Source organism: Streptomyces sp. SAI-135 (genome assembly GCF_029893805.1).
GTDB lineage: Bacteria > Actinomycetota > Actinomycetes > Streptomycetales > Streptomycetaceae > Streptomyces.
In genome coordinates this window covers 1,832,071-1,852,760 of record NZ_JARXYP010000002.1, presented here as the reverse complement: position 1 = coordinate 1,852,760, position 20,690 = coordinate 1,832,071, and the positions used below count along the sequence as shown (strand labels likewise).

18 protein-coding genes are annotated in these 20,690 nt (G+C 70.9%); 17 read left to right on the top strand and 1 reads right to left on the bottom strand.

Annotation, left to right across the window (positions count from 1 at the left end):
- Nucleotides 1–30 precede the first annotated feature (30 nt).
- The 11 genes from mltG (at nt 31) to nusB (ending at nt 11,804) form a co-directional block, all read left to right on the top strand.
- Nucleotides 31–1,761, top strand: coding sequence for an endolytic transglycosylase MltG (gene mltG / locus M2163_RS12790; protein ID WP_280894017.1), 1,731 nt, complete (start codon nt 31–33; stop codon nt 1,759–1,761).
- Nucleotides 1,742–2,581 (top strand): shikimate dehydrogenase, encoded by an 840-nt coding sequence (locus M2163_RS12785; protein WP_280894016.1) that lies wholly within the window; start codon nt 1,742–1,744, stop codon nt 2,579–2,581. The genes mltG and M2163_RS12785 overlap by 20 nt, the downstream gene beginning before the upstream one ends.
- A gap of 119 nt (nt 2,582–2,700) precedes the next feature.
- Nucleotides 2,701–4,908: a molybdopterin cofactor-binding domain-containing protein gene (locus M2163_RS12780; RefSeq protein WP_280894015.1), complete on the top strand. Its 2,208-nt coding sequence runs from the start codon at nt 2,701–2,703 to the stop codon at nt 4,906–4,908.
- A 24-nt stretch (nt 4,909–4,932) separates the two neighbouring features.
- The gene (locus M2163_RS12775; RefSeq protein ID WP_280852661.1) at nt 4,933–5,391 is read left to right on the top strand and encodes a (2Fe-2S)-binding protein; all 459 of its coding nucleotides are present in this window, start codon (nt 4,933–4,935) and stop codon (nt 5,389–5,391) included.
- Between the two features lie 172 nt (nt 5,392–5,563).
- Nucleotides 5,564–6,748, top strand: a complete 1,185-nt coding sequence (gene aroC / locus M2163_RS12770) for a chorismate synthase (RefSeq protein WP_280894014.1) — start codon at nt 5,564–5,566, stop codon at nt 6,746–6,748.
- Nucleotides 6,745–7,257 carry a shikimate kinase gene (locus M2163_RS12765; RefSeq protein WP_280852663.1) on the top strand — a complete coding sequence of 171 codons (513 nt, stop codon included), beginning with the start codon at nt 6,745–6,747 and terminating at the stop codon, nt 7,255–7,257. The genes aroC and M2163_RS12765 overlap by 4 nt, the downstream gene beginning before the upstream one ends.
- Nucleotides 7,254–8,345: a 3-dehydroquinate synthase gene (gene aroB, locus M2163_RS12760; RefSeq protein WP_280852664.1), complete on the top strand. Its 1,092-nt coding sequence runs from the start codon at nt 7,254–7,256 to the stop codon at nt 8,343–8,345. The genes M2163_RS12765 and aroB overlap by 4 nt, the downstream gene beginning before the upstream one ends.
- Before the next feature lie 290 nt (nt 8,346–8,635).
- Nucleotides 8,636–9,514 carry a Pro-rich N-terminal domain-containing protein gene (locus M2163_RS12755; protein WP_280894013.1) on the top strand — a complete coding sequence of 293 codons (879 nt, stop codon included), beginning with the start codon at nt 8,636–8,638 and terminating at the stop codon, nt 9,512–9,514.
- Nucleotides 9,515–9,641: 127 nt separating this feature from the next.
- Entirely contained in the window at nt 9,642–10,748 is a 1,107-nt protein-coding gene (locus M2163_RS12750) for an aminopeptidase P family protein (protein ID WP_280894012.1), read from the top strand.
- Between the two features lie 52 nt (nt 10,749–10,800).
- A complete protein-coding gene (gene efp, locus M2163_RS12745; RefSeq protein WP_037714883.1) occupies nt 10,801–11,367 on the top strand; it encodes an elongation factor P in 567 nt (188 codons plus the stop codon).
- 2 nt (nt 11,368–11,369) lie between these two features.
- Complete coding sequence (gene nusB, locus M2163_RS12740; RefSeq protein ID WP_123759504.1) at nt 11,370–11,804, top strand: transcription antitermination factor NusB; 435 nt, start codon at nt 11,370–11,372, stop codon at nt 11,802–11,804.
- Between the two features lie 183 nt (nt 11,805–11,987).
- Here nusB and bldD read toward each other — a convergent pair whose 3' ends face one another.
- Entirely contained in the window at nt 11,988–12,488 is a 501-nt protein-coding gene (bldD, locus tag M2163_RS12735; RefSeq protein WP_003956405.1) for a transcriptional regulator BldD, read from the bottom strand.
- A gap of 253 nt (nt 12,489–12,741) precedes the next feature.
- Between bldD and pyrR the strand changes: the two genes are divergently transcribed.
- The 6 genes from pyrR (at nt 12,742) to carB (ending at nt 20,676) form a co-directional block, all read left to right on the top strand.
- Nucleotides 12,742–13,320 carry a bifunctional pyr operon transcriptional regulator/uracil phosphoribosyltransferase PyrR gene (gene pyrR, locus M2163_RS12730; protein ID WP_280852667.1) on the top strand — a complete coding sequence of 193 codons (579 nt, stop codon included), beginning with the start codon at nt 12,742–12,744 and terminating at the stop codon, nt 13,318–13,320.
- 83 nt (nt 13,321–13,403) lie between these two features.
- On the top strand, nt 13,404–14,381 hold the full coding sequence (locus M2163_RS12725) for an aspartate carbamoyltransferase catalytic subunit (protein WP_280852668.1): 978 nt from the start codon (nt 13,404–13,406) through the stop codon (nt 14,379–14,381).
- 5 nt (nt 14,382–14,386) lie between these two features.
- A complete protein-coding gene (locus M2163_RS12720; protein ID WP_280894011.1) occupies nt 14,387–15,673 on the top strand; it encodes a dihydroorotase in 1,287 nt (428 codons plus the stop codon).
- Nucleotides 15,670–16,236, top strand: coding sequence for a hypothetical protein (locus M2163_RS12715; protein WP_280852670.1), 567 nt, complete (start codon nt 15,670–15,672; stop codon nt 16,234–16,236). The genes M2163_RS12720 and M2163_RS12715 overlap by 4 nt, the downstream gene beginning before the upstream one ends.
- A complete protein-coding gene (gene carA / locus M2163_RS12710; protein WP_280852671.1) occupies nt 16,233–17,375 on the top strand; it encodes a glutamine-hydrolyzing carbamoyl-phosphate synthase small subunit in 1,143 nt (380 codons plus the stop codon). Before M2163_RS12715 ends, carA begins: the two co-directional genes overlap by 4 nt.
- The gene (carB, locus tag M2163_RS12705; RefSeq protein ID WP_280894010.1) at nt 17,368–20,676 is read left to right on the top strand and encodes a carbamoyl-phosphate synthase large subunit; all 3,309 of its coding nucleotides are present in this window, start codon (nt 17,368–17,370) and stop codon (nt 20,674–20,676) included. The genes carA and carB overlap by 8 nt, the downstream gene beginning before the upstream one ends.
- Nucleotides 20,677–20,690: the final 14 nt, after the last annotated feature.

Genomic DNA, 20,690 nt, shown 5'->3' with positions numbered 1-20,690 from the left:
TGACCGCCGCCTCGCGGCTCTAGGGGATCGATGACTGAGTATGGCCGGGGCGAAGGCTCCGAACCGTGGAATCCCGAGGACCCGTTGTACGGGGACGGTGGATGGGAAGGACAGCAGGCCCACGCGGGTCAGCAGTCCTCCTACGGCGGCCAGCCGCAGCACTACCCGCAGCAGCCGCAGCAGCAGTACGACAACGGTGGCTGGGGCGACGGCTCGCAAGCCGCCTATGGTCAGCCGCAGCAGCAGTACCCGCAGCACAACGGCCAGTACGACCAGCACCAGCAGTACAACCACCAGTACGACCAGCAGCAGTACGGTCAGCAGCACTACGACCAGCAGGCCTATCAGGGCGGGCAGCAGCAGTCGTACGACCACAACGGCTGGGCGACCGGTGCACAGGGGCAGGTCCCCTACCCCGCCGACCCGTCGGACCCCTACGGCCAGCAGGCCGCCGCGTACGGCGGCGAGCAGCAGGACCACTACGGGAGTCCGGACGCCTACCCGCCGCCGGAGCCGCCGAGCCGTCGGCGTGCCGAGCCGGAGCCGCAGACCGACTGGGACCCGGGCCCGGACCAGGGCGAACACGCCTTCTTCGCGGGCGGTGACGACGACCAGGACGACGCGGACGACCCTCGGGGCGGCCGCGGCGACAAGCGGGGCCGCGGCGGCAAAGGCGCCAAGAAGCGCAAGAGCGGCTGCGCCTGCCTCGTGGTGCTGCTGGTGTTCGGCGGCGGCATCGCGGGCGTCGGCTACTTCGGGTACCAGTTCTACCAAAATCGTTTCGGCGCGGCCCCGGACTACGCGGGGGACGGTACGAGCGAGGCGGTGAACGTCCAGATCCCCAAGGGGGCGGGCGGCTACGAGATCGGCCGGCTGCTCAAGAACGCGGGAGTCGTCAAGAGCGTCGACGCCTTCGTGTCCGCGCAGGAGCAGAACCCCAAGGGGAAGTCGATCCAGGCCGGCGCCTATCTCCTGAAGAAGGAGATGTCGGCCGAGAGCGCCGTCGCGATGATGCTCGACCCGGACAGCCAGAACAACGTGCTGGTGGTTCCGGGGGTGCGGAACGTCAACGTCTACAAGTTGATCGACGAGAAACTCGACCTCAGTTCCGGTACCACGAAGAAGATCGCCGCGGCGAAGTACAAGAGCCTCGGACTGCCGAGCTGGGCCGACGACAACGAGAACATCAAGGACCCGCTGGAAGGATTCCTCGCCCCCGGCACCTATGCGGCGGCGAAGGGCATGAAGCCCGAAGCGGTGCTGAAGGACATGGTCACCCAGGCCGCCGAGGCCTACGGCAAGTACGACCTGGAGGCGAAGGCCAAGGCGCTCAAGCTGGACAGCCCGTTGCAGGTCATCACGGTCGCCAGCCTCGTCGAGGCCGAGGGCAAGACGGAGGACGACTACCGCAGGATGGCGGAGGTCGTCTACAACCGGCTCAACCTCGCGAACCCCGAGACCTACGGTCTGCTGCAATTCGACTCGACCTTCAATTACCTGAAGGGCCAGAGCAACATCAACATCTCCGAATCGGAGATCAAGAGCAACAAGAACCCGTACAACACGTACACCAACAAGGGTCTGCCGCCCGGTCCGATCGACAATCCGGGTCCGGTCGCGCTGAAGGCGGCGCTGAATCCGACGAAGGACGGCTGGTACTACTTCGTCGCGACCGACGGTGTGAACAAGACCGAATTCGCCAAGACCCACGCCGAATTCCTGCGGCTCAAGGACAAGTTCAATGAGAGCACGGGCAACTGACGCCCGCCGGGCGGCCGTTCTCGGCAAGCCCATCGCCCACTCCCTCTCGCCGGTCCTGCACCGGACCGCCTACGAGGAGCTGGGGCTCACGGGCTGGTCGTACGACCGGTTCGAGCTCGACGAGGCCGCGCTGCCCGGGTTCGTCGAGCGGCTCGGGCCGGAGTGGGCCGGGCTGTCGGTGACCATGCCGCTCAAGCGGGCGGTCATCCCGCTGCTCGACGGCATCAGCGACACGGCCGCCTCGGTGGAGGCGGTCAACACGGTCGTGTTCACCGAGGACGGCCGCCGCCTCGGCGACAACACCGACATCCCGGGCATGGTCGCCGCCCTCCGGGAGCGGGGCATCGAGCAGGTCGACTCGGCGGCGATCCTCGGCGCCGGCGCCACCGCCTCCTCGGCGCTCGCCGCGCTCGCCAGGATCTGCACCGGTGAGGTCGTCGCCTACGTGCGCAGCGAGGCCCGGGCCGCCGAGATGCGGCAGTGGGGCGAGCGCCTCGACGTCGAGGTCCGCACCGCGGACTGGGCGGACGCGGCCGAGGCCCTGCGCGCCCCGCTGGTGATCGCCACCACCCCCGCCGGGGCGACGGACGCCCTCGCCCACGCCGTACCGGAGCGCCCCGCGGCCCTCTTCGACGTGCTCTACGACCCCTGGCCGACCGAACTGGCGGCCCGCTGGTCGATGATCGGCGGAGCCGTCGTCAGCGGTCTCGACCTGCTCGTGCACCAGGCGGTGCTCCAGGTCGAGCAGATGACGGGCCTGAGTCCCGCGCCCGTGGACGCCATGCGCAAGGCGGGCGAGCACGCGCTGGCCACCCGCTGAGGTGTGGTGACGCGGCGGGACATGGTGATCCTGTGAAAGTGCCGTACTGAGAAGTAACCCCAGGTCATGCTCGGGCGCACGGCCCGGCAGAGTCGGCGGGCCGCCGAACGGAGCCCGCCATGACACGTCATGCCCGGCGCAGGTTTCTCACCTACCTGGTGGCCGCGCCCGCCCTCGCCGTAGCCACCAAGATCGGCGTCGACGTCTACGCGCCCGGCAGCGCCGACGCGGCGATCCCCACCCCGCCCGCACCGGCCGATCTCGTGGACCTGGGCGATCTGCTGATCCTGGCCGGGAAGCCCACCGCGGACATGCTCGTGCTGAGCGTCGACGAGGACGGCGGTGTCCTGTTCCGGCTGCCCCGCGAGGAGGTCGGCCAGGGCCTCACCACCGCCGTGGCCATGCTGGTGGCTGAGGAGCTCGACACCCCCCTCGACCGGGTCCGCGTCCAGCTCGAGGACGCCCGGCCCGAACTGCTCTTCAACCAGCTCACGGGCAGCTCCAACTCCGTGCGTTCGCTGTACGACCCGGTGCGCAGGACGGCGGCGGCCGCGCGGGCCAGGATGGTCGCGGCGGCGGCCCGGCGGTGGGGGCTGGAGACGGGTGACCTGACGGTCCGCGCCGGAGTGGTGATCGCACCGGACGGCCGCACGGCCTCCTACGGCTCCCTGACGGCCGCGGCGGCCGCCCTCGACCCGGGCTCGCTCACCGTCACGCCGAAGAAGGCCTCCGAGCACACCCTCGTCGGCACCCCCACCTCCCGCATCGACGCCCGCGCCCTGGTCACCGGAGCCCACCCGTACACCCTCGACCTCGACGTGCCCGGCGCCAAGCCCTGCATGGTGCGCCGCCCGCCGACCATCAACGGCACGGTCGAGTCCGTCGACAACGAGGCCGCCGTACGGGCCATGCCCGGGATCCTCGACGTGGTCGTCGTCGACACCGGTGTCGCGGTGGTCGCCGAGACCTTCGGGCAGGCCCTCGACGGCAAGAACGCCCTGGAGGTCACCTGGGGCGGCGGGACCGTCGACGCGCTGTCCGACACCGACATCAGGGCGCGGCTCAAGGCGGCCACCCCCTCGCTCGACCTGCTCGGGGCGCTGGTGAAGAAGGTGGACGCCGAGTTCGACTTCGCGTTCGCCAGCCACGCCCCGCTGGAGACCAACTCGGCGGTAGCGGACGTACGGTCCGACTCGGCCGAGATCTGGTCCGGCCTCAAGTCACCGATCGTCGCCCAGGCGGCGATCGCCGAAGCCGTCGGGCTGCCGGTCTCCCGGGTCAAGGTGCACGTCATGCAGTCGGGCGGCTCCTTCGGGCGACGGCTGTTCTTCGACGCGGCCCTGGAGGCCGCCGTGGTGTCCAGGAAGAGCGGCCGCCCCGTACGGCTGTTGTGGTCCCGTGTCGACGACATGCGGCACGGACGGATGCGGCCCGCGACCCATCACCGGGTCCGCGCCACCTACGCGGCCGGGCAGGTGCTCACCTTCGAGCACCGGGTGGCGGCCGTGGAGACCGACTTCCGGCACGGACTCGGCGACGCGGTCACCGCCGCCGCCGCGAGCCTGCCCACCGGTCTCGGCAACGCGACCTTCGCCCAGACCCTGTTCCTGACCACGGTGAAGTCGCCGTACAACTTCGGCGTGACCACGCAGACCCTCACCGAGGTGCCGCTCAAGATGCACACCGGGTCGTGGCGGTCGGTGTACTCGGCCAACACACGCGGAGCCGAGGAGATCGTCGTCGACGAGCTCGCCGCCCGGCTCGGCAAGGACCCGGTGCAGTTCCGCCGCGCCTTCCTCAAGACCGACCGGCAGCGGGCCGTCCTCGACCGGGCCGCGGAGGCGGGCGACTGGGGCCGTGACCTGCCCGCCGGGTGGGCCCAGGGCATCGGCTTCCACGAGGAGTACAAGTCGTGCACGGCCTGCCTCGTCGAGATCGACGCCACCGACCCGAAGAAGCCCAGGGTGACCAGGGCGGTCATCGCGGCGGACGTGGGCCGGGTGATCAATCCGCGCGGCCTGGAGGCACAGCTCCTCGGCGGGCTCACCGACGCCATCTCCACCACGCTCAGGGCCGGCCTGCACATCGACAGGGGCCTGCCGCTGGAGGGCAGCTACTCGCAGTTCCACTACGCGCGTCAGAAGGACGCCCCCAAGGACGTGCGGATCCACATCCTGGAGGGCGCCGACGAGCCGGGCGGCGCGGGCGAGCTCGGCGTGCCCGCCGCTGTCGGAGCCGTGGCCAACGCCTACGCCCGGGCCACCGGCACCAGGCCGCGCAGCTTCCCGGTCAACTTCGACGTCGACTTCACCCCGTTCCCGCGCTGACCCCGCCCGGTTCCAGGAGCCCCCATGCCCTCCCACACCTTCACCGTCAACGGGAAGTCCGTCACCGTCGACGCCCCCGACGACCTGCCCCTGCTCTGGGTCCTGCGCGACCTGCTCGGCATCCGCGGCCCCAAGTACGGCTGCGGCATCGACGTCTGCAAGGCCTGCACCAGCCACCTCGACGGCGAGGCCTTCAACCCCTGCGTGCTCCCCGTCTCCGAGGCGGCGGGCCGCGAGGTCACCACCATCGAGGGACTCGCCGACGGCGACCGGCTGCACCCCGTCCAGGAGGCCTGGCTGGAACAGGACGTGGCCCAGTGCGGCTACTGCCAGCCCGGCCAGATCATGGCCGCCGTGGCCCTGCTCAAGCGCACGAGGAACCCCACCGACGCCGACATCGACGCGATCGCCAACGTCTGCCGCTGCGGCACGTACTTCCGCATCCGGGAGGCGATCAAGAGCGCGGCGCAGCGGATGGCGTGACCGCCCGCCGGGGCCCCGACGTCCGTCTGCTGGACCTGTGACCGGTGGTCGCCGCCGGACGTGGGAGGATCGGAGGCGGCGGGCCGGGGCCGCGCACCTGGTCGCGCCGTTGCCGTACGCGAGGACGCGCGTAAGCAGGGCAGTACCAGGGCGCGAGCACTGAGGAGCACCGTTGAGCAGGTTGCGCTGGCTGACCGCGGGGGAGTCCCACGGTCCCGCACTTGTCGCGACGCTGGAGGGCCTTCCCGCCGGCGTGCCGATCACCACGGAGTTGGTGGCGGACCACCTGGCGAGGCGTCGGCTGGGCTATGGCCGTGGTGCCCGGATGAAGTTCGAGCAGGACCAGGTCACCTTCCTCGGCGGGGTCCGGCACGGGCTGTCCCTCGGTTCCCCGGTCGCGATCATGGTGGGCAACACCGAGTGGCCGAAGTGGGAGCAGGTCATGTCGGCCGATCCCGTCGACCCGGAGATCCTCGCGGGCCTCGCGCGCAACGCCCCGCTGACCCGCCCGCGCCCCGGTCACGCCGACCTCGCGGGCATGCAGAAGTACGGCTTCGACGAGGCCCGGCCGATCCTGGAGCGCGCCTCCGCGCGGGAGACGGCGGCCCGGGTGGCGCTGGGCGCGGTGGCCCGGTCGTACCTCAAGGAGACGACCGGCATCGAGATCGTCAGCCATGTCGTCGAGCTGTGCTCGGTGAAGGCCCCGGCCGGGGTGTACCCGACGCCGGCCGACGTGGAGAGGCTGGACGCGGACCCGCTGCGCTGCCTGGACGCGGACACGTCGAAGGCGATGGTGGCCGAGGTCGACCAGGCCCACAAGGACGGCGACACCCTCGGCGGTGTGGTGGAGATCCTGGCCTACGGCGTCCCCGTGGGCCTCGGCTCCCACGTGCACTGGGACCGCAAGCTGGACGCCCGCCTCGCCGGGGCGCTGATGGGCATTCAGGCGATCAAGGGCGTCGAGCTCGGGGACGGCTTCGAGCTGGCGCGGGTGCCGGGCTCCAAGGCGCACGACGAGATCGTGAACTCGCCCGAGGGCATCCGGCGCGTCTCCGGCCGCTCCGGCGGCACCGAGGGCGGGCTGAGCACGGGTGAGCTGCTGCGGGTGCGGGCCGCGATGAAGCCCATCGCCACCGTCCCGCGGGCCCTGCAGACCGTGGACGTGACCACCGGTGAGGCGGCGCAGGCCCACCACCAGCGCTCCGACGTGTCCGCGGTCCCGGCCGCCGGCATCGTCGCCGAGGCGATGGTCGCGCTGGTCCTGGCGGACGCGGTGGCGGAGAAGTTCGGCGGCGACAGCGTGCCCGAGACCCGCCGCAACGTGCAGTCCTACCTCGACAACCTGGTCATCCGATGAGCCCTCTGGTGGTCCTCGTCGGTCCGATGGGTGTGGGCAAGTCCACCGTCGGGCGGCTGCTGGCCGAGCGGCTGGCGGTGGGGTACCGGGACACCGACGACGACATCGTCGCCGAGCAGGGCCGCGCGATCGCGGAGATCTTCGTCGACGAGGGCGAGGCGGCCTTCCGGGCGATCGAGAAGCAGGCCGTGACCCGCGCGCTGGCCTCCCACGCGGGCGTCCTCGCGCTCGGCGGCGGAGCCGTCCTGGACGCCGGCACGCGCGCGTCGCTGGCCGGGCTGCGGGTCGTCTACCTCTCCATGGACGTGGAGGAGGCGGTCAAGCGCACCGGCCTGAACACCGCGCGTCCGCTGCTCGCGGTCAACCCGCGCAAGCAGTGGCGCGAGCTGATGGAGGCCCGCCGCCACCTGTACGAGGAGGTGGCCACGGCGGTCGTGGCCACGGACGGCCGCACCCCCGAAGAAGTCACCGAAATCGCGCTGGACGCACTGGAGTTGAAGCAAGCATGAGCGAGGCAGTGACGCGCATCCAGGTCGGCGGCACCGCGGGCAGCGAGCCGTACGAGGTGCTGGTGGGACGTCAGCTCCTGGGCGAACTGGGCGCGTTGGTCGGGGAGAAGGCGCAACGGGTGGCGGTCATCCACCCCGAGGCGCTCGCCGACACCGGTGACGTGCTGCGCGCCGACCTCGCCGAGCAGGGCTTCGAGGCGGTCGCCATCCAGGTCCCGAACGCCGAGGAGGCCAAGACCGCCGAGGTCGCCGCCTACTGCTGGAAGGCGCTCGGCCAGTCCGGCTTCACCCGCTCCGACGTCGTGGTCGGCGTCGGCGGCGGCGCCACCACCGACCTGGCCGGGTTCGTCGCGGCGACCTGGCTGCGCGGGGTGCGCTGGATCGCCGTCCCGACCACCGTGCTGGCCATGGTCGACGCGGCGGTCGGCGGCAAGACCGGCATCAACACCGCCGAGGGCAAGAACCTGGTCGGCGCCTTCCATCCGCCCGCCGGCGTCCTGTGCGACCTGGCCGCGCTGGACTCCCTGCCGGTCAACGACTACGTCTCCGGGCTCGCCGAGATCATCAAGGCCGGCTTCATCGCCGACCCGCAGATCCTGGAGCTCATCGAGTCCGACCCCCAGGCCGCGCGCACCCCGGCGGGCCCGCACACCGCGGAGCTCATCGAGCGCTCGATCCGGGTCAAGGCCGAGGTGGTCTCCTCGGACCTCAAGGAGTCGGGCCTCAGGGAGATCCTCAACTACGGCCACACGCTGGCCCACGCCATCGAGAAGAACGAGCGGTACAAGTGGCGGCACGGCGCCGCCGTCGCCGTAGGGATGCACTTCGCCGCCGAACTGGGCCGTCTGGCGGGCCGGTTGGACGACGCGACCGCCGACCGCCACCGCACGGTCCTGGAGTCGGTGGGTCTGCCGCTGCACTACCGCTACGACCAGTGGCCCAAGCTGCTGGAGACCATGAAGGTCGACAAGAAGTCCCGCGGCAACCTGCTGCGGTTCATCGTCCTCGACGGACTGGGCAAGCCCACCGTCCTGGAGGGCCCCGACCCGGCCGTGCTGCTCGCCGCGTACGGCGAGGTCGGTCAGTAAGTCCCGCGACGGGCGTTCCGCCGGATTCGCCTTGCCCCAGGGGCACTTCGGGGCGCCCCCGGTCGTTTCACCAAACGTGGGCCGGGGGCGGTACCGTTCGAGGGCGAACGGGGTATGCACCACCCCGTAACCAGCGCCGATCAGCCTGACGCGAGTGAGCCGGAGGGGCGCGTCGGAGACGAACGGACGAGCGGGCAGAGCCTTCGGGCCGCGCCGGGTCGGACGTTCGCCACCGATGCCAGCGCCCCGGAGGCGAGCGAGCCGAAAAAGACGAGACGGAGTGGCACCGGATGCAGCACGCAGTGGGTTCTCCGCTGCCGCCGCCCCATCAGCCGGGGCACGGACCGGCCGCCGGCTGGTCGCCGGCCGCACATCACCCGGGAGGGCATCACCCGGGTGCGCACCAGGGCTCGGCCCCGGTGCCCCCACCGCCGCCGGCACCGGGCTTCGCCCCGGCTCCCGTACCGCCGACGCCGCCGCACTCACAGGTCCCGCCCGCGCCCCAGCACTCACCGGGGCCGGTACCGGACACCACCGGCCACGTGCCCCTGCCGCCCGGCGCTCCCGTGGGCGCCCCCAGCACTCCGCCCGTAGCCGCGCCCGATCCCGCGGGCACGACCCTCGCGGTGCTGCTCATCGGACCTGCGGGCGCCGGCAAGACGAGCGTGGCCAAGTACTGGGCCGACCATCGCCGGGTGCCCACCGCCCACATCAGCCTCGACGACGTCCGTGAGTGGGTGCGCTCGGGCTTCGCCGACCCGCAGTCCGGCTGGAACGACCACTCCGAGGCCCAGTACCGCCTCGCCCGCCGTACCTGTGGCTTCGCCGCCCGCAACTTCCTCGCCAACGGCATCTCCTGCATCCTCGACGACGCGGTCTTCCCGGACCGGCCGGTGGTCGGCCTCGGCGGCTGGAAGCGGCACGTGGGGCCGGGGCTGCTCCCGGTGGTCCTGCTGCCCGGCCTGGAGATCGTCCTGGAGCGCAACGCGGAGCGGTCCGGCAACCGCCGCCTGACGGACGAGGAGGTGGCACGGATCCACGGCCGGATGGCCGGCTGGTACGGCTCGGGTCTGCCGATCATCGACAACTCCCAGATGGACGTACCGCAGACGGCGCGGGTCCTGGACGACGTCCTGGCGCGCTCCATCGCGAGCCCACCGAACTGGTAGCGCCGCCGGAGGGAGCGCGGCTGAAGGGGGCGCGGCCGCCCCTCGTGGACCCGCGGACGACCAGGGGCTCTCCCCACTCGGACTCTCTCAAACAGCGGCAAACCGGGAGAACTCCTACGCTCAAGTCATGTCAGAGGTGTACGCCACCCGCAGAACCCGCCTACGCGACCGCTGCCAGGCCGGCGGCAGCCAGTCCGCGCTGATCTCCCGCCCGGCCAACGTCCGCTATCTCGCGGGCACCGCTCCACGGGGCAGCGTCCTGCTGCTCGGCAGGACCGAGGACCTGCTGGTGTGCGCAGGCCCGCCGGACGACCGTCCCGGTGCCGGCCGCCCCGACGAGAACCTGCGGCTGCACCACCTTTCCGGCGCCGGGGGCGACCCGGCCGTCGCCGCCGCCGACCTCGCCACCGCTCAGGGCGCGGACTCGCTGGCCGTGGAGGAACAGCACCTCACGGTCGCCCGCTACCGGGCGATCCGCTCGGTGGTGCCGCGGCTGCGCCTCGCCGACGTCGGCGGCGCGGTCGAACAGCACCGCGTCATCAAGGACGAGGAGGAGATCTCCTGCCTGCGCATCGGCGCCGAGATCGCCGACCAGGCCCTGGGCGAGCTCCTGGAGTCCATCCTCGTCGGCCGCACCGAGCGGCACCTCGCCCTCGAACTGGAGCGCCGCCTCGTCGACCACGGCGCGGACGGCCCGGCCTTCGCCACCTCCGTCGGCACCGGCCCGAACTCCGGCCGCCCCGGGCACCGCCCCACCGACCGCCGCGTCGAGGAGGGCGACTTCCTCTCCGTCTGCCTGGGCGCCAGCTACCGCGGCTACCGCTGCGAGATCGGGCGCACCTTCGTCATCGGTACGTCCCCCGCCGACTGGCAGATCGAGCTCTACGACCTCGTCTTCGCCGCTCAGCGGGCCGGACGGGAGTCCCTGGCACCCGGCGCCGCCTACCGTGACGTGGACCGGGCGGCACGCCAGGTGCTGGAGTCCGCGGGGCACCACGAAGGGCTCCCGAGCGTCACCGGACACGGTGTGGGACTCGAAATCGCGGAGGACCCGCAGTTGGCCCCCGCGGCCATGGGTAAACTGGACGCTTGCGTGCCGGTCACCGTCGAACCGGGGGTCCACCTCCCGGGACGGGGCGGCGTCCGGATCGATGACACGCTCGTCGTACGCCCCGAGGCGGACGGCGGACCCGAGCTACTCACCATCACGACCAAGGAGCTGCTCGCACTATAGGCAACGTGCGTGCGCCGGGGTCGTCCACGTCAGTCCAGGAGATTCCGCAACCGTGGCTTCCACGAACGACCTCAAGAACGGCCTGGTGCTCAAGCTCGAAGGCGGCCAGCTCTGGTCCGTCGTCGAGTTCCAGCACGTCAAGCCCGGCAAGGGCCCCGCATTCGTGCGCACCAAGCTCAAGAACGTGCTGTCCGGCAAGGTCGTCGACAAGACGTTCAACGCCGGCGTCAAGGTCGAGACGGCCACTGTCGACAAGCGCGACATGCAGTTCTCGTACATGGACGGCGAGTACTTCGTCTTCATGGACCTGGACACCTACGACCAGCTGATGATCGACCGCAAGACGGTCGGCGACGCCGCCAACTTCCTCATCGAGGGCTTCACGGCCACCGTGGCGCAGCACGAGGGCGAGGTGCTCTTCGTCGAGCTGCCGGCCGCCGTCGAGCTGACCATCCAGGAGACCGAGCCGGGCGTCCAGGGCGACCGCTCCACGGGCGGCACCAAGCCCGCCACCCTGGAGACCGGCCACCAGATCCAGGTCCCGCTCTTCATCACCACCGGCGAGAAGATCAAGGTCGACACCCGCACGAGCGACTACCTCGGCCGGGTGAACAGCTAACCGTGGCTGCTCGCAACACGGCCCGCAAGCGCGCCTTCCAGATCCTCTTCGAGGGCGACCAGCGCGGCGTCGACGTCCTGACGGTCCTGGCGGACTGGATCCGGCTCTCCCGGGAAGACACCCGGCAGCCGCCGGTGAGCGAGTACACGATGCAGCTGGTCGAGGGCTACGCGGAGCACGCGAAGCGCATCGACGAGCTGATCGCGCAGTACTCGGTGGGCTGGACGCTGGACCGGATGCCGGTCGTGGACCGCAACATCCTGCGGCTGGGCGCCTACGAGCTGATCTGGGCCGACGAGACCCCGGACGCCGTGGTGCTCGACGAGATGGTGCAGCTGGCCAAGGAGTTCTCCACGGACGAGTCGCCCTCGTTCGTGAACGGGCTGCTGGGCCGGCTCAAGGACCTGAAGCCGTCGCTGCGCCGAGACGAGGCGTGAGCCGGGACGCCGAGGCCGCTCGAGACACCGCATTGCCTGAGGGCCCGCAGCGTGACCGCTGCGGGCCCTCAGGCGTCCGGGTGCGCGAAAGCTCCACGAGGCCCGCAGAAAGCCGCCGGGGTGGCCGGAACGGTGAAGTTCCGGCCACCCCGGCGGCACGTTTCTGCTGAGGCTGGGAGCGGCTCAGCTCTCCTCGTGGGACACCGCGCGACGCGCGTCCGCGTCCAGCACGCCCCAGCTGATCAGCTGCTCGGTGAGGACCGAGGGCGACTGGTCGTAGATGACGGCGAGTGTGCGCAGGTCGTCCTGGCGGATCGAGAGCACCTTGCCGTTGTAGTCGCCGCGCTGGGACTGGATCGTCGCGGCGTAGCGCTGGAGGGGGCCGGCCTTCTCGGCCGGGACGTGGGCCAGCCGCTCCAGGTCGAGGACCAGCTTCGGCGGGGGCTCGGCGGCCCCGCCCGGAGTGGTGCCGGGCAGCAGCTCCTGCACCGGTACGCCGTAGAAATCCGCCAACTCGGCAAGACGCTGCACGGTCACCGCGCGGTCGCCACGCTCGTACGAACCGACCACGACCGCCTTCCAGCGTCCCTGGGACTTCTCCTCGACACCGTGGAGGGAAAGGCCCTGCTGGGTGCGGATGGCCCGGAGCTTGGCCCCGAGCTGTTTGGCGTATTCGCTGGACATATAGCTCCCCGGACACTGGATCGACGCGGCCGCAGTGGTTTCGTGCCGCGCGTCTGGTAACTCACTGTGAGGTTACGCAGCGTGACTCTTGCGCGTCAAGCCGAATGGTCCACACCGACTCTTCCGTGAGAGTGGTGGCCGATTGGGCCAAGGGGGTGATCGGGGGCCTCGTTCCGGCCTGCTACCGTGGATGGCGCAAATCCGACGTCCTTTAAGGTCCGTCCCGTGAGGCGGAGAAGGAGGTCCGTTTCGTATGGACAAGCAGGACACTTCCGACATCCAAACAGCGTCCGATGCCCGGCCCGTTCTCGAAGGCCCCGACATCGCACGCGTGTTGACCCGTATCGCCCACGAGATCGTCGAACGCGCCAAGGGCGCCGACGACGTGGTGCTCCTCGGCATCCCCACCCGGGGCGTCTTCCTCGCCCGGCGGCTCGCCGCGAAGCTGGAGGAGATCACCGGCCGCGCGATGCCGGTCGGTTCGCTCGACATCACCATGTACCGCGACGACCTGCGCATGCACCCGCCGCGCGCCCTGGCCCGCACCGAGATCCCCGGTGACGGCATCGACGGCCGCCTGGTCGTCCTCGTCGACGACGTGCTCTTCTCCGGCCGCACCATTCGTGCCGCCCTGGACGCCCTGAACGACATCGGGCGACCCCGCGCGGTGCAGCTCGCGGTCCTCGTCGACAGAGGCCACCGCGAACTGCCCATCCGCGCCGACTACGTCGGCAAGAACCTCCCCACCTCGTTGCGGGAGACGGTCAAGGTCCAGCTCGTCGAGGAGGACGGTCGCGACACCGTGCTGCTCGGCGTGAAGCCGGCCCACTAGCAAGCCCCGCGGGCACACCTGTCCTCGGCGTGCCCTCGCTTGCCCCGATACCTCCCCTTGAACTGCCTTACGGAGCCTGACAGATGCACCGTCATCTCATCTCGGCCGCCGACCTCTCCCGCGACGACGCCGTCCTGATCCTCGACACCGCCGAGGAGATGGCCCGGGTGGCCGACCGTCCGATCAAGAAGCTGCCGACCCTGCGCGGCCGCACGATCGTCAACCTCTTCTTCGAGGACTCCACGCGCACGCGTATCTCCTTCGAAGCCGCCGAGAAGCGTCTGTCGGCGGACGTCATCAACTTCACCGCCAAGGGCTCCAGCGTGTCCAAGGGCGAGTCCCTCAAGGACACCGCCCAGACCCTGGAGGCCATGGGTGTCGACGCCGTCGTCATCCGCCACGGCGCCTCCGGAGCGCCGTACCGCCTCGCCAACTCCGGCTGGATCGACGCGGCCGTCATCAACGCCGGTGACGGCACCCACCAGCACCCGACCCAGGCCCTGCTGGACGCGTTCACCATGCGCCGCCGGCTCGTCGGACGGGACGCCGGGATCGGCCAGGACCTCTCCGGCAAGCGCATCACGATCGTCGGGGACGTCCTGCACAGCAGGGTCGCCCGCTCCAACGTCGACCTGCTGCACACCCTGGGCGCCGAGGTCACCCTCGTCGCCCCGCCCACCCTGGTGCCGGTCGGCGTCGAGACCTGGCCCTGCGAGGTGTCGTACGACCTCGACAGCACGCTCTCGAAGGCGGACGCGGTGATGATGCTGCGCGTCCAGCGCGAGCGCATGAACGCCGCGTTCTTCCCGACCGAGCGCGAGTACTCGCGCCGCTACGGCCTGGACGGCGACCGCATGGCGCGGATGCCGGAGCACGCCATCGTGATGCACCCCGGCCCGATGGTCCGCGGCATGGAGATCACCGCCGAGGTCGCCGACTCCGACCGCTGCACCGTCGTGGAGCAGGTCGCAAACGGAGTCTCCATCCGGATGGCCGTCCTGTACCTGCTTCTGGGTGGCAACGAACCCGCCGTCAGCCACACCCGTATCGAGGAGAAGTAAGACACATGAGCAAGATCCTGATCCGTGGTGCGAAGGTCCTCGGCGGCGAGCCGCAGGACGTGCTGATCGACGGTTCCGTCATCGAGGCGGTCGGCACCGGCCTCACGGCCGAGGGTGCCGAGGTCGTCGAGGCGGCGGGCAAGGTGCTCCTGCCGGGCCTGGTCGACCTGCACACCCATCTGCGCGAGCCGGGCCGCGAGGACTCCGAGACCGTGCTGACCGGCACGCGCGCGGCCGCCTCCGGCGGCTACACGGCCGTCTTCGCCATGGCCAACACCTTCCCGGTCGCCGACACCGCCGGCGTGGTCGAGCAGGTGTACCGGCTCGGCCAGGAACACGGCTACTGCGACGTGCAGCCCATCGGGGCGGTCACCGTCGGCCTGGAGGGCAGGAAGCTCGCCGAGCTCGGCGCCATGCACGAGTCGGCCGCCGGTGTCACCGTCTTCTCCGACGACGGCAAGTGCGTCGACGACGCCGTGATCATGCGGCGCGCGCTGGAGTACGTGAAGGCCTTCGGCGGGGTCGTCGCCCAGCACGCCCAGGAGCCGCGGCTGACCGAGGGCGCCCAGATGAACGAGGGCGTCGTCTCCGCCGAGCTGGGGCTCGGGGGCTGGCCCGCGGTCGCCGAGGAATCGATCATCGCCCGGGACGTCCTGCTCGCCGAGCACGTCGGCTCCCGCGTGCACATCTGCCACCTGTCGACCGCGGGGTCCGTCGAGATCGTCCGCTGGGCCAAGTCCCGCGGCATCGACGTCACCGCCGAGGTCACCCCGCACCACCTGCTGCTGACGGACGAGCTCGTCCGGACCTACAACCCGGTGTACAAGGTCAACCCGCCGCTGCGCACCGAGCGCGATGTCCTCGCGCTGCGCGAGGCCCTCGCCGACGGCACCATCGACATCGTCGCCACCGACCACGCCCCGCACTCGCACGAGGACAAGGACTGCGAGTGGGCCGCCGCCGCCATGGGCATGGTCGGCCTGGAGACCGCGTTGTCAGTGGTGCAGGAGACCATGGTGGACACCGGACTCCTCGACTGGGCCGGGGTCGCCGAGCGCATGTCCGTCACGCCCGCCCGCATCGGGCAGGCCACCGGGCACGGCCGCCCCGTCTCGGCTGGTGAGCCCGCCAACCTCACGCTGGTCGACACGGAATACCGTGGGTCGGTGGACCCCGCGGGCTTCGCCTCGCGCAGCCGCAACACCCCGTACGAGGGGCGTGAGCTGCCGGGCCGTGTCACGCACACGTGGCTCCGGGGCAAGGCCACGCTCGTCGACGGGAAGCTCACGTGACATCTGCACTACTGATCGCGGCCGGCAAGGAGTCGGCGCCGGTGACCGACTGGGCCGCCCGGATCGGCTGGCTCGTCGGCCTCGCCCTGTTCGTCGCGCTCGTCTACTGGCTGATGCGCGAGGGCTGGAAGTGGCGCGGCACGCTCCAAGGGGACCTGCCCGAGCTGCCCACCGCGCCGGACGACCCGGGTCCGGCGAGACTGACCATGAGCGGCCGCTACCACGGCTCCACCACAGCGGGGCAGTGGCTCGACCGGATCGTGGCGCACGGCCTCGGCACCCGCAGCCGGGTCGAGCTCACCCTGACGGACGCGGGCCTGGACGTCGTACGCCCCGGAGCGAGGGACTTCTTCATCCCGCGCGGGGCCCTTCGGGAGGCCGTGCTCGGCAAGGGCATCGCCGGCAAGGTCCTGACCGAGGGCGGGCTGCTCCTCGTGACCTGGGCCCACGGCGATCGACTGATCGACTCGGGGTTCCGCTCGGACCACGCGGCCGAGCACACCGAGTGGGTCGACGCCATTAACTCCATGATCAACAAGACGGAAACGGAAGGCGCACGATGACGACCTCCACAAGGGGAGCCTCGAAAACTCCCGCGGTACTCGTCCTGGAGGACGGCCGGATCTTCCGCGGCCGTGCCTACGGGGCCGTGGGGGAGACCTTCGGCGAGGCCGTGTTCTCCACCGGCATGACCGGCTACCAGGAGACCCTGACCGACCCCTCGTACGACCGCCAGATCGTCGTCGCGACCGCCCCGCAGATCGGCAACACCGGCTGGAACGACGAGGACGACGAGTCCCGGCGCATCTGGGTCTCCGGCTACGTCGTGCGCGACCCCGCGCGCGTGCCGTCCAACTGGCGCGCCAAGCGCTCCCTGGACGACGAGCTGGTCGCGCAGGACATCGTCGGGATCTCCGGCATCGACACCCGCGCCCTCACCCGCCACCTGCGCGAGCGCGGCTCCATGCGGGCAGGCATCTTCTCCGGCGAGGCCGTCGCCGCCGAGTCCGAGCTGGTCGCGCGCGTGCAGGCCCAGCCGCACATGAAGGGCGCCTCGCTGTACGAGGAGGTCGCCACCAAGGAGACGTACGTCGTCCCCGCGGTCGGCGAGAAGAGGTTCACGGTCGCCGCGATCGACCTCGGCATCAAGGGCATGACCCCGCACCGCATGGCCCAGCGGGGCATCGAGGTGCACGTGCTGCCGGCGACGGCGAGCGTCGACGAGGTCTACGCCGTCGAGCCGGACGGTGTGTTCTTCTCCAACGGACCCGGTGACCCGGCGACCGCCGACGGCCCGGTCGCGCTCATGACCGCCGTGCTGGAGCGGAAGACGCCGCTGTTCGGCATCTGCTTCGGCAACCAGATCCTCGGACGGGCCCTCGGCTTCGGCACCTACAAGCTGAAGTACGGGCACCGGGGCATCAACCAGCCCGTGCAGGACCGGACCACCGGCAAGGTCGAGGTCACCGCGCACAACCACGGATTCGCCGTGGACGCGCCGCTCGACAAGGTCAGCGAGACCAAGTTCGGCCGCGCCGAGGTCTCCCACGTGTGCCTGAACGACGACGTCGTGGAAGGTCTCCAGCTGCTCGACCAGCCGGCCTTCTCCGTCCAGTACCACCCCGAAGCGGCAGCCGGCCCGCACGACGCCGCCTACCTGTTCGACCGCTTCGTATCCCTGATGGAGGGCCAGCGTGCCTAAGCGCACCGATATCCAGTCCGTCCTGGTCATCGGCTCCGGCCCGATCGTCATCGGCCAGGCCGCGGAGTTCGACTACTCCGGCACCCAGGCATGCCGCGTCCTCAAGGCCGAGGGCCTGCGCGTCATCCTCGTCAACTCCAACCCGGCGACGATCATGACCGACCCGGAGATCGCCGACGCCACCTACGTCGAGCCGATCACCCCGGAGTTCGTCGAGAAGATCATCGCCAAGGAGCGCCCCGACGCCCTGCTGCCCACCCTGGGCGGCCAGACGGCCCTCAACACCGCGATCTCGCTGCACGGGGCCGGCACCCTCGACAAGTACGGCGTCGAGCTGATCGGCGCCAACGTCGAGGCCATCAACAAGGGCGAGGACCGCGACCTGTTCAAGGACGTCGTGGAGGAGGTCCGCAAGAAGATCGGGCACGGCGAGTCCGCCCGCTCGGTCATCTGCCACTCCATGGACGACGTCCTGAAGGGCGTCGAGACGCTCGGCGGCTACCCGGTCGTCGTCCGCCCCTCCTTCACCATGGGCGGCGCCGGCTCCGGCTTCGCGCACGACGAGGAGGAGCTGCGCCGCATCGCCGGCCAGGGCCTGACGCTCTCGCCGACCACCGAGGTGCTCCTGGAGGAGTCCATCCTCGGCTGGAAGGAGTACGAGCTGGAGCTGATGCGCGACAAGCACGACAACGTCGTGGTCGTCTGCTCCATCGAGAACTTCGACCCGATGGGCGTGCACACCGGCGACTCGATCACCGTCGCGCCCGCCATGACGCTCACCGACCGCGAGTACCAGGTCCTGCGTGACGTCGGCATCGCGATCATCCGCGAGGTCGGCGTCGACACCGGCGGCTGCAACATCCAGTTCGCGGTGAACCCCGAGGACGGCCGTGTCATCGTCATCGAGATGAACCCGCGCGTGTCGCGGTCCTCGGCGCTCGCCTCCAAGGCGACCGGCTTCCCGATCGCCAAGATCGCCGCGAAGCTCGCCGTCGGCTACACGCTGGACGAGATCCCGAACGACATCACCGAGCAGACCCCGGCCTCCTTCGAGCCGACGCTCGACTACGTCGTGGTCAAGGCCCCGCGGTTCGCCTTCGAGAAGTTCCCGTCCGCCGACTCCACCCTCACGACCACCATGAAGTCGGTCGGCGAGGCCATGGCGATCGGCCGCAACTTCACCGAGGCCTTCCAGAAGGCGCTGCGCTCGCTGGAGAAGAAGGGCAGCCAGTTCACCTTCGTGGGCGAGCCCGGCGACAAGGCGGCCCTCCTGGAGGCGTCCGTACGGCCCACCGACGGCCGTATCAACACCGTCATGCAGGCCATCCGCGCGGGCGCCACTCCGGAGGAGGTCTTCGAATACACGAAGATCGACCCCTGGTTCGTCGACCAGCTCTTCCTGATCAAGGAGGTCGCGGACGAGCTCGCCACCGCCGAGCGTCTGGACGCCGACCTGCTCGCCGAGGCCAAGCGGCACGGCTTCTCCGACCAGCAGATCGCCGAGATCCGGGGCCTGCGCGAGGACGTGGTGCGCGAGGTGCGGCACGCGCTCGGCGTGCGCCCGGTCTACAAGACGGTCGACACCTGTGCGGCCGAGTTCGCCGCGAAGACGCCGTACTTCTACTCCTCCTACGACGAGGAGAGCGAGGTCGCGCCCCGCGAGAAGCCCGCGGTGATCATCCTGGGCTCCGGTCCGAACCGCATCGGCCAGGGCATCGAGTTCGACTACTCCTGCGTGCACGCCTCCTTCGCGCTGTCGGACGCCGGGTACGAGACGGTGATGGTCAACTGCAACCCGGAGACCGTCTCCACCGACTACGACACCTCCGACCGGCTCTACTTCGAGCCGCTCACGCTGGAGGACGTCCTGGAGATCGTCCACGCCGAGCAGCAGGCCGGACCCGTCGCGGGCGTCATCGTGCAGCTCGGCGGGCAGACCCCGCTGGGCCTGGCACAGGCGCTCAAGGACAACGGCGTGCCGGTCGTGGGCACCTCGCCCGAGGCGATCCACGCCGCGGAGGACCGCGGCGCCTTCGGCCGGGTCCTCGCCGAGGCGGGCCTGCCCGCACCCAAGCACGGCACCGCCACCACCTTCGCGGGCGCCAAGGCCATCGCGGACGAGATCGGCTACCCGGTCCTCGTCCGGCCCTCCTACGTCCTCGGCGGCCGCGGCATGGAGATCGTCTACGACGAGACCCGCCTGGAGTCCTACATCGCCGAGTCCACCGAGATCAGCCCCTCGCGGCCGGTCCTGGTCGACCGGTTCCTGGACGACGCCATCGAGATCGACGTCGACGCCCTCTACGACGGCCAGGAGCTCTACCTGGGCGGCGTCATGGAGCACATCGAGGAGGCCGGCATCCACTCCGGCGACTCGGCGTGCGCGCTGCCGCCGATCACCCTGGGCGGCTTCGACATCAAGCGCCTGCGGGCCTCCACCGAGGCCATCGCGCGCGGGGTGGGCGTCCGGGGCCTGATCAACATCCAGTTCGCGATGGCCGGGGACATCCTCTACGTCCTGGAGGCCAACCCGCGCGCGTCCCGCACCGTCCCCTTCACCTCGAAGGCGACCGCGGTGCCGCTGGCCAAGGCCGCCGCTCGCATCTCGCTGGGCGCGACCGTCGCCGAACTGCGCGCCGAGGGGCTGCTCCCGGCCAACGGCGACGGCGGCGAGCTCCCGCTGGACGCGCCGATCTCCGTCAAGGAGGCCGTCATGCCGTGGTCGCGCTTCCGTGACGTCCACGGGCGCGGTGTCGACACGGTCCTCGGCCCGGAGATGCGCTCCACCGGCGAGGTCATGGGCATCGACGCCGTCTTCGGCACGGCGTACGCCAAGTCGCAGGCGGGCGCCTACGGCCCGCTGCCCACCAAGGGCCGCGCGTTCATCTCGGTCGCCAACCGGGACAAGCGCTCGATGATCTTCCCGGCGCGCGAGCTCGTCGCCCACGGCTTCGAGCTGCTCGCCACCTCCGGCACGGCCGAGGTCCTCAAGCGCAACGGCATCAACGCCACCGTCGTGCGCAAGCAGTCCGAGGGCACCGGCCCGAACGGCGAGAAGACCATCGTCCAGCTCATCCACGACGGCGAGGTCGACCTGATCGTCAACACGCCGTACGGCACCGGCGGCCGCCTCGACGGCTACGAGATCCGCACGGCGGCCGTGGCGCGGTCCGTCCCGTGCCTGACGACGGTCCAGGCGCTCGCCGCCGCCGTCCAGGGCATCGACGCCCTCAACCACGGTGACGTGGGCGTGCGCTCACTCCAGGAACACGCCGAACACCTGACCGCGGCCCGCGACTAGCAGCCCTGAGGGGG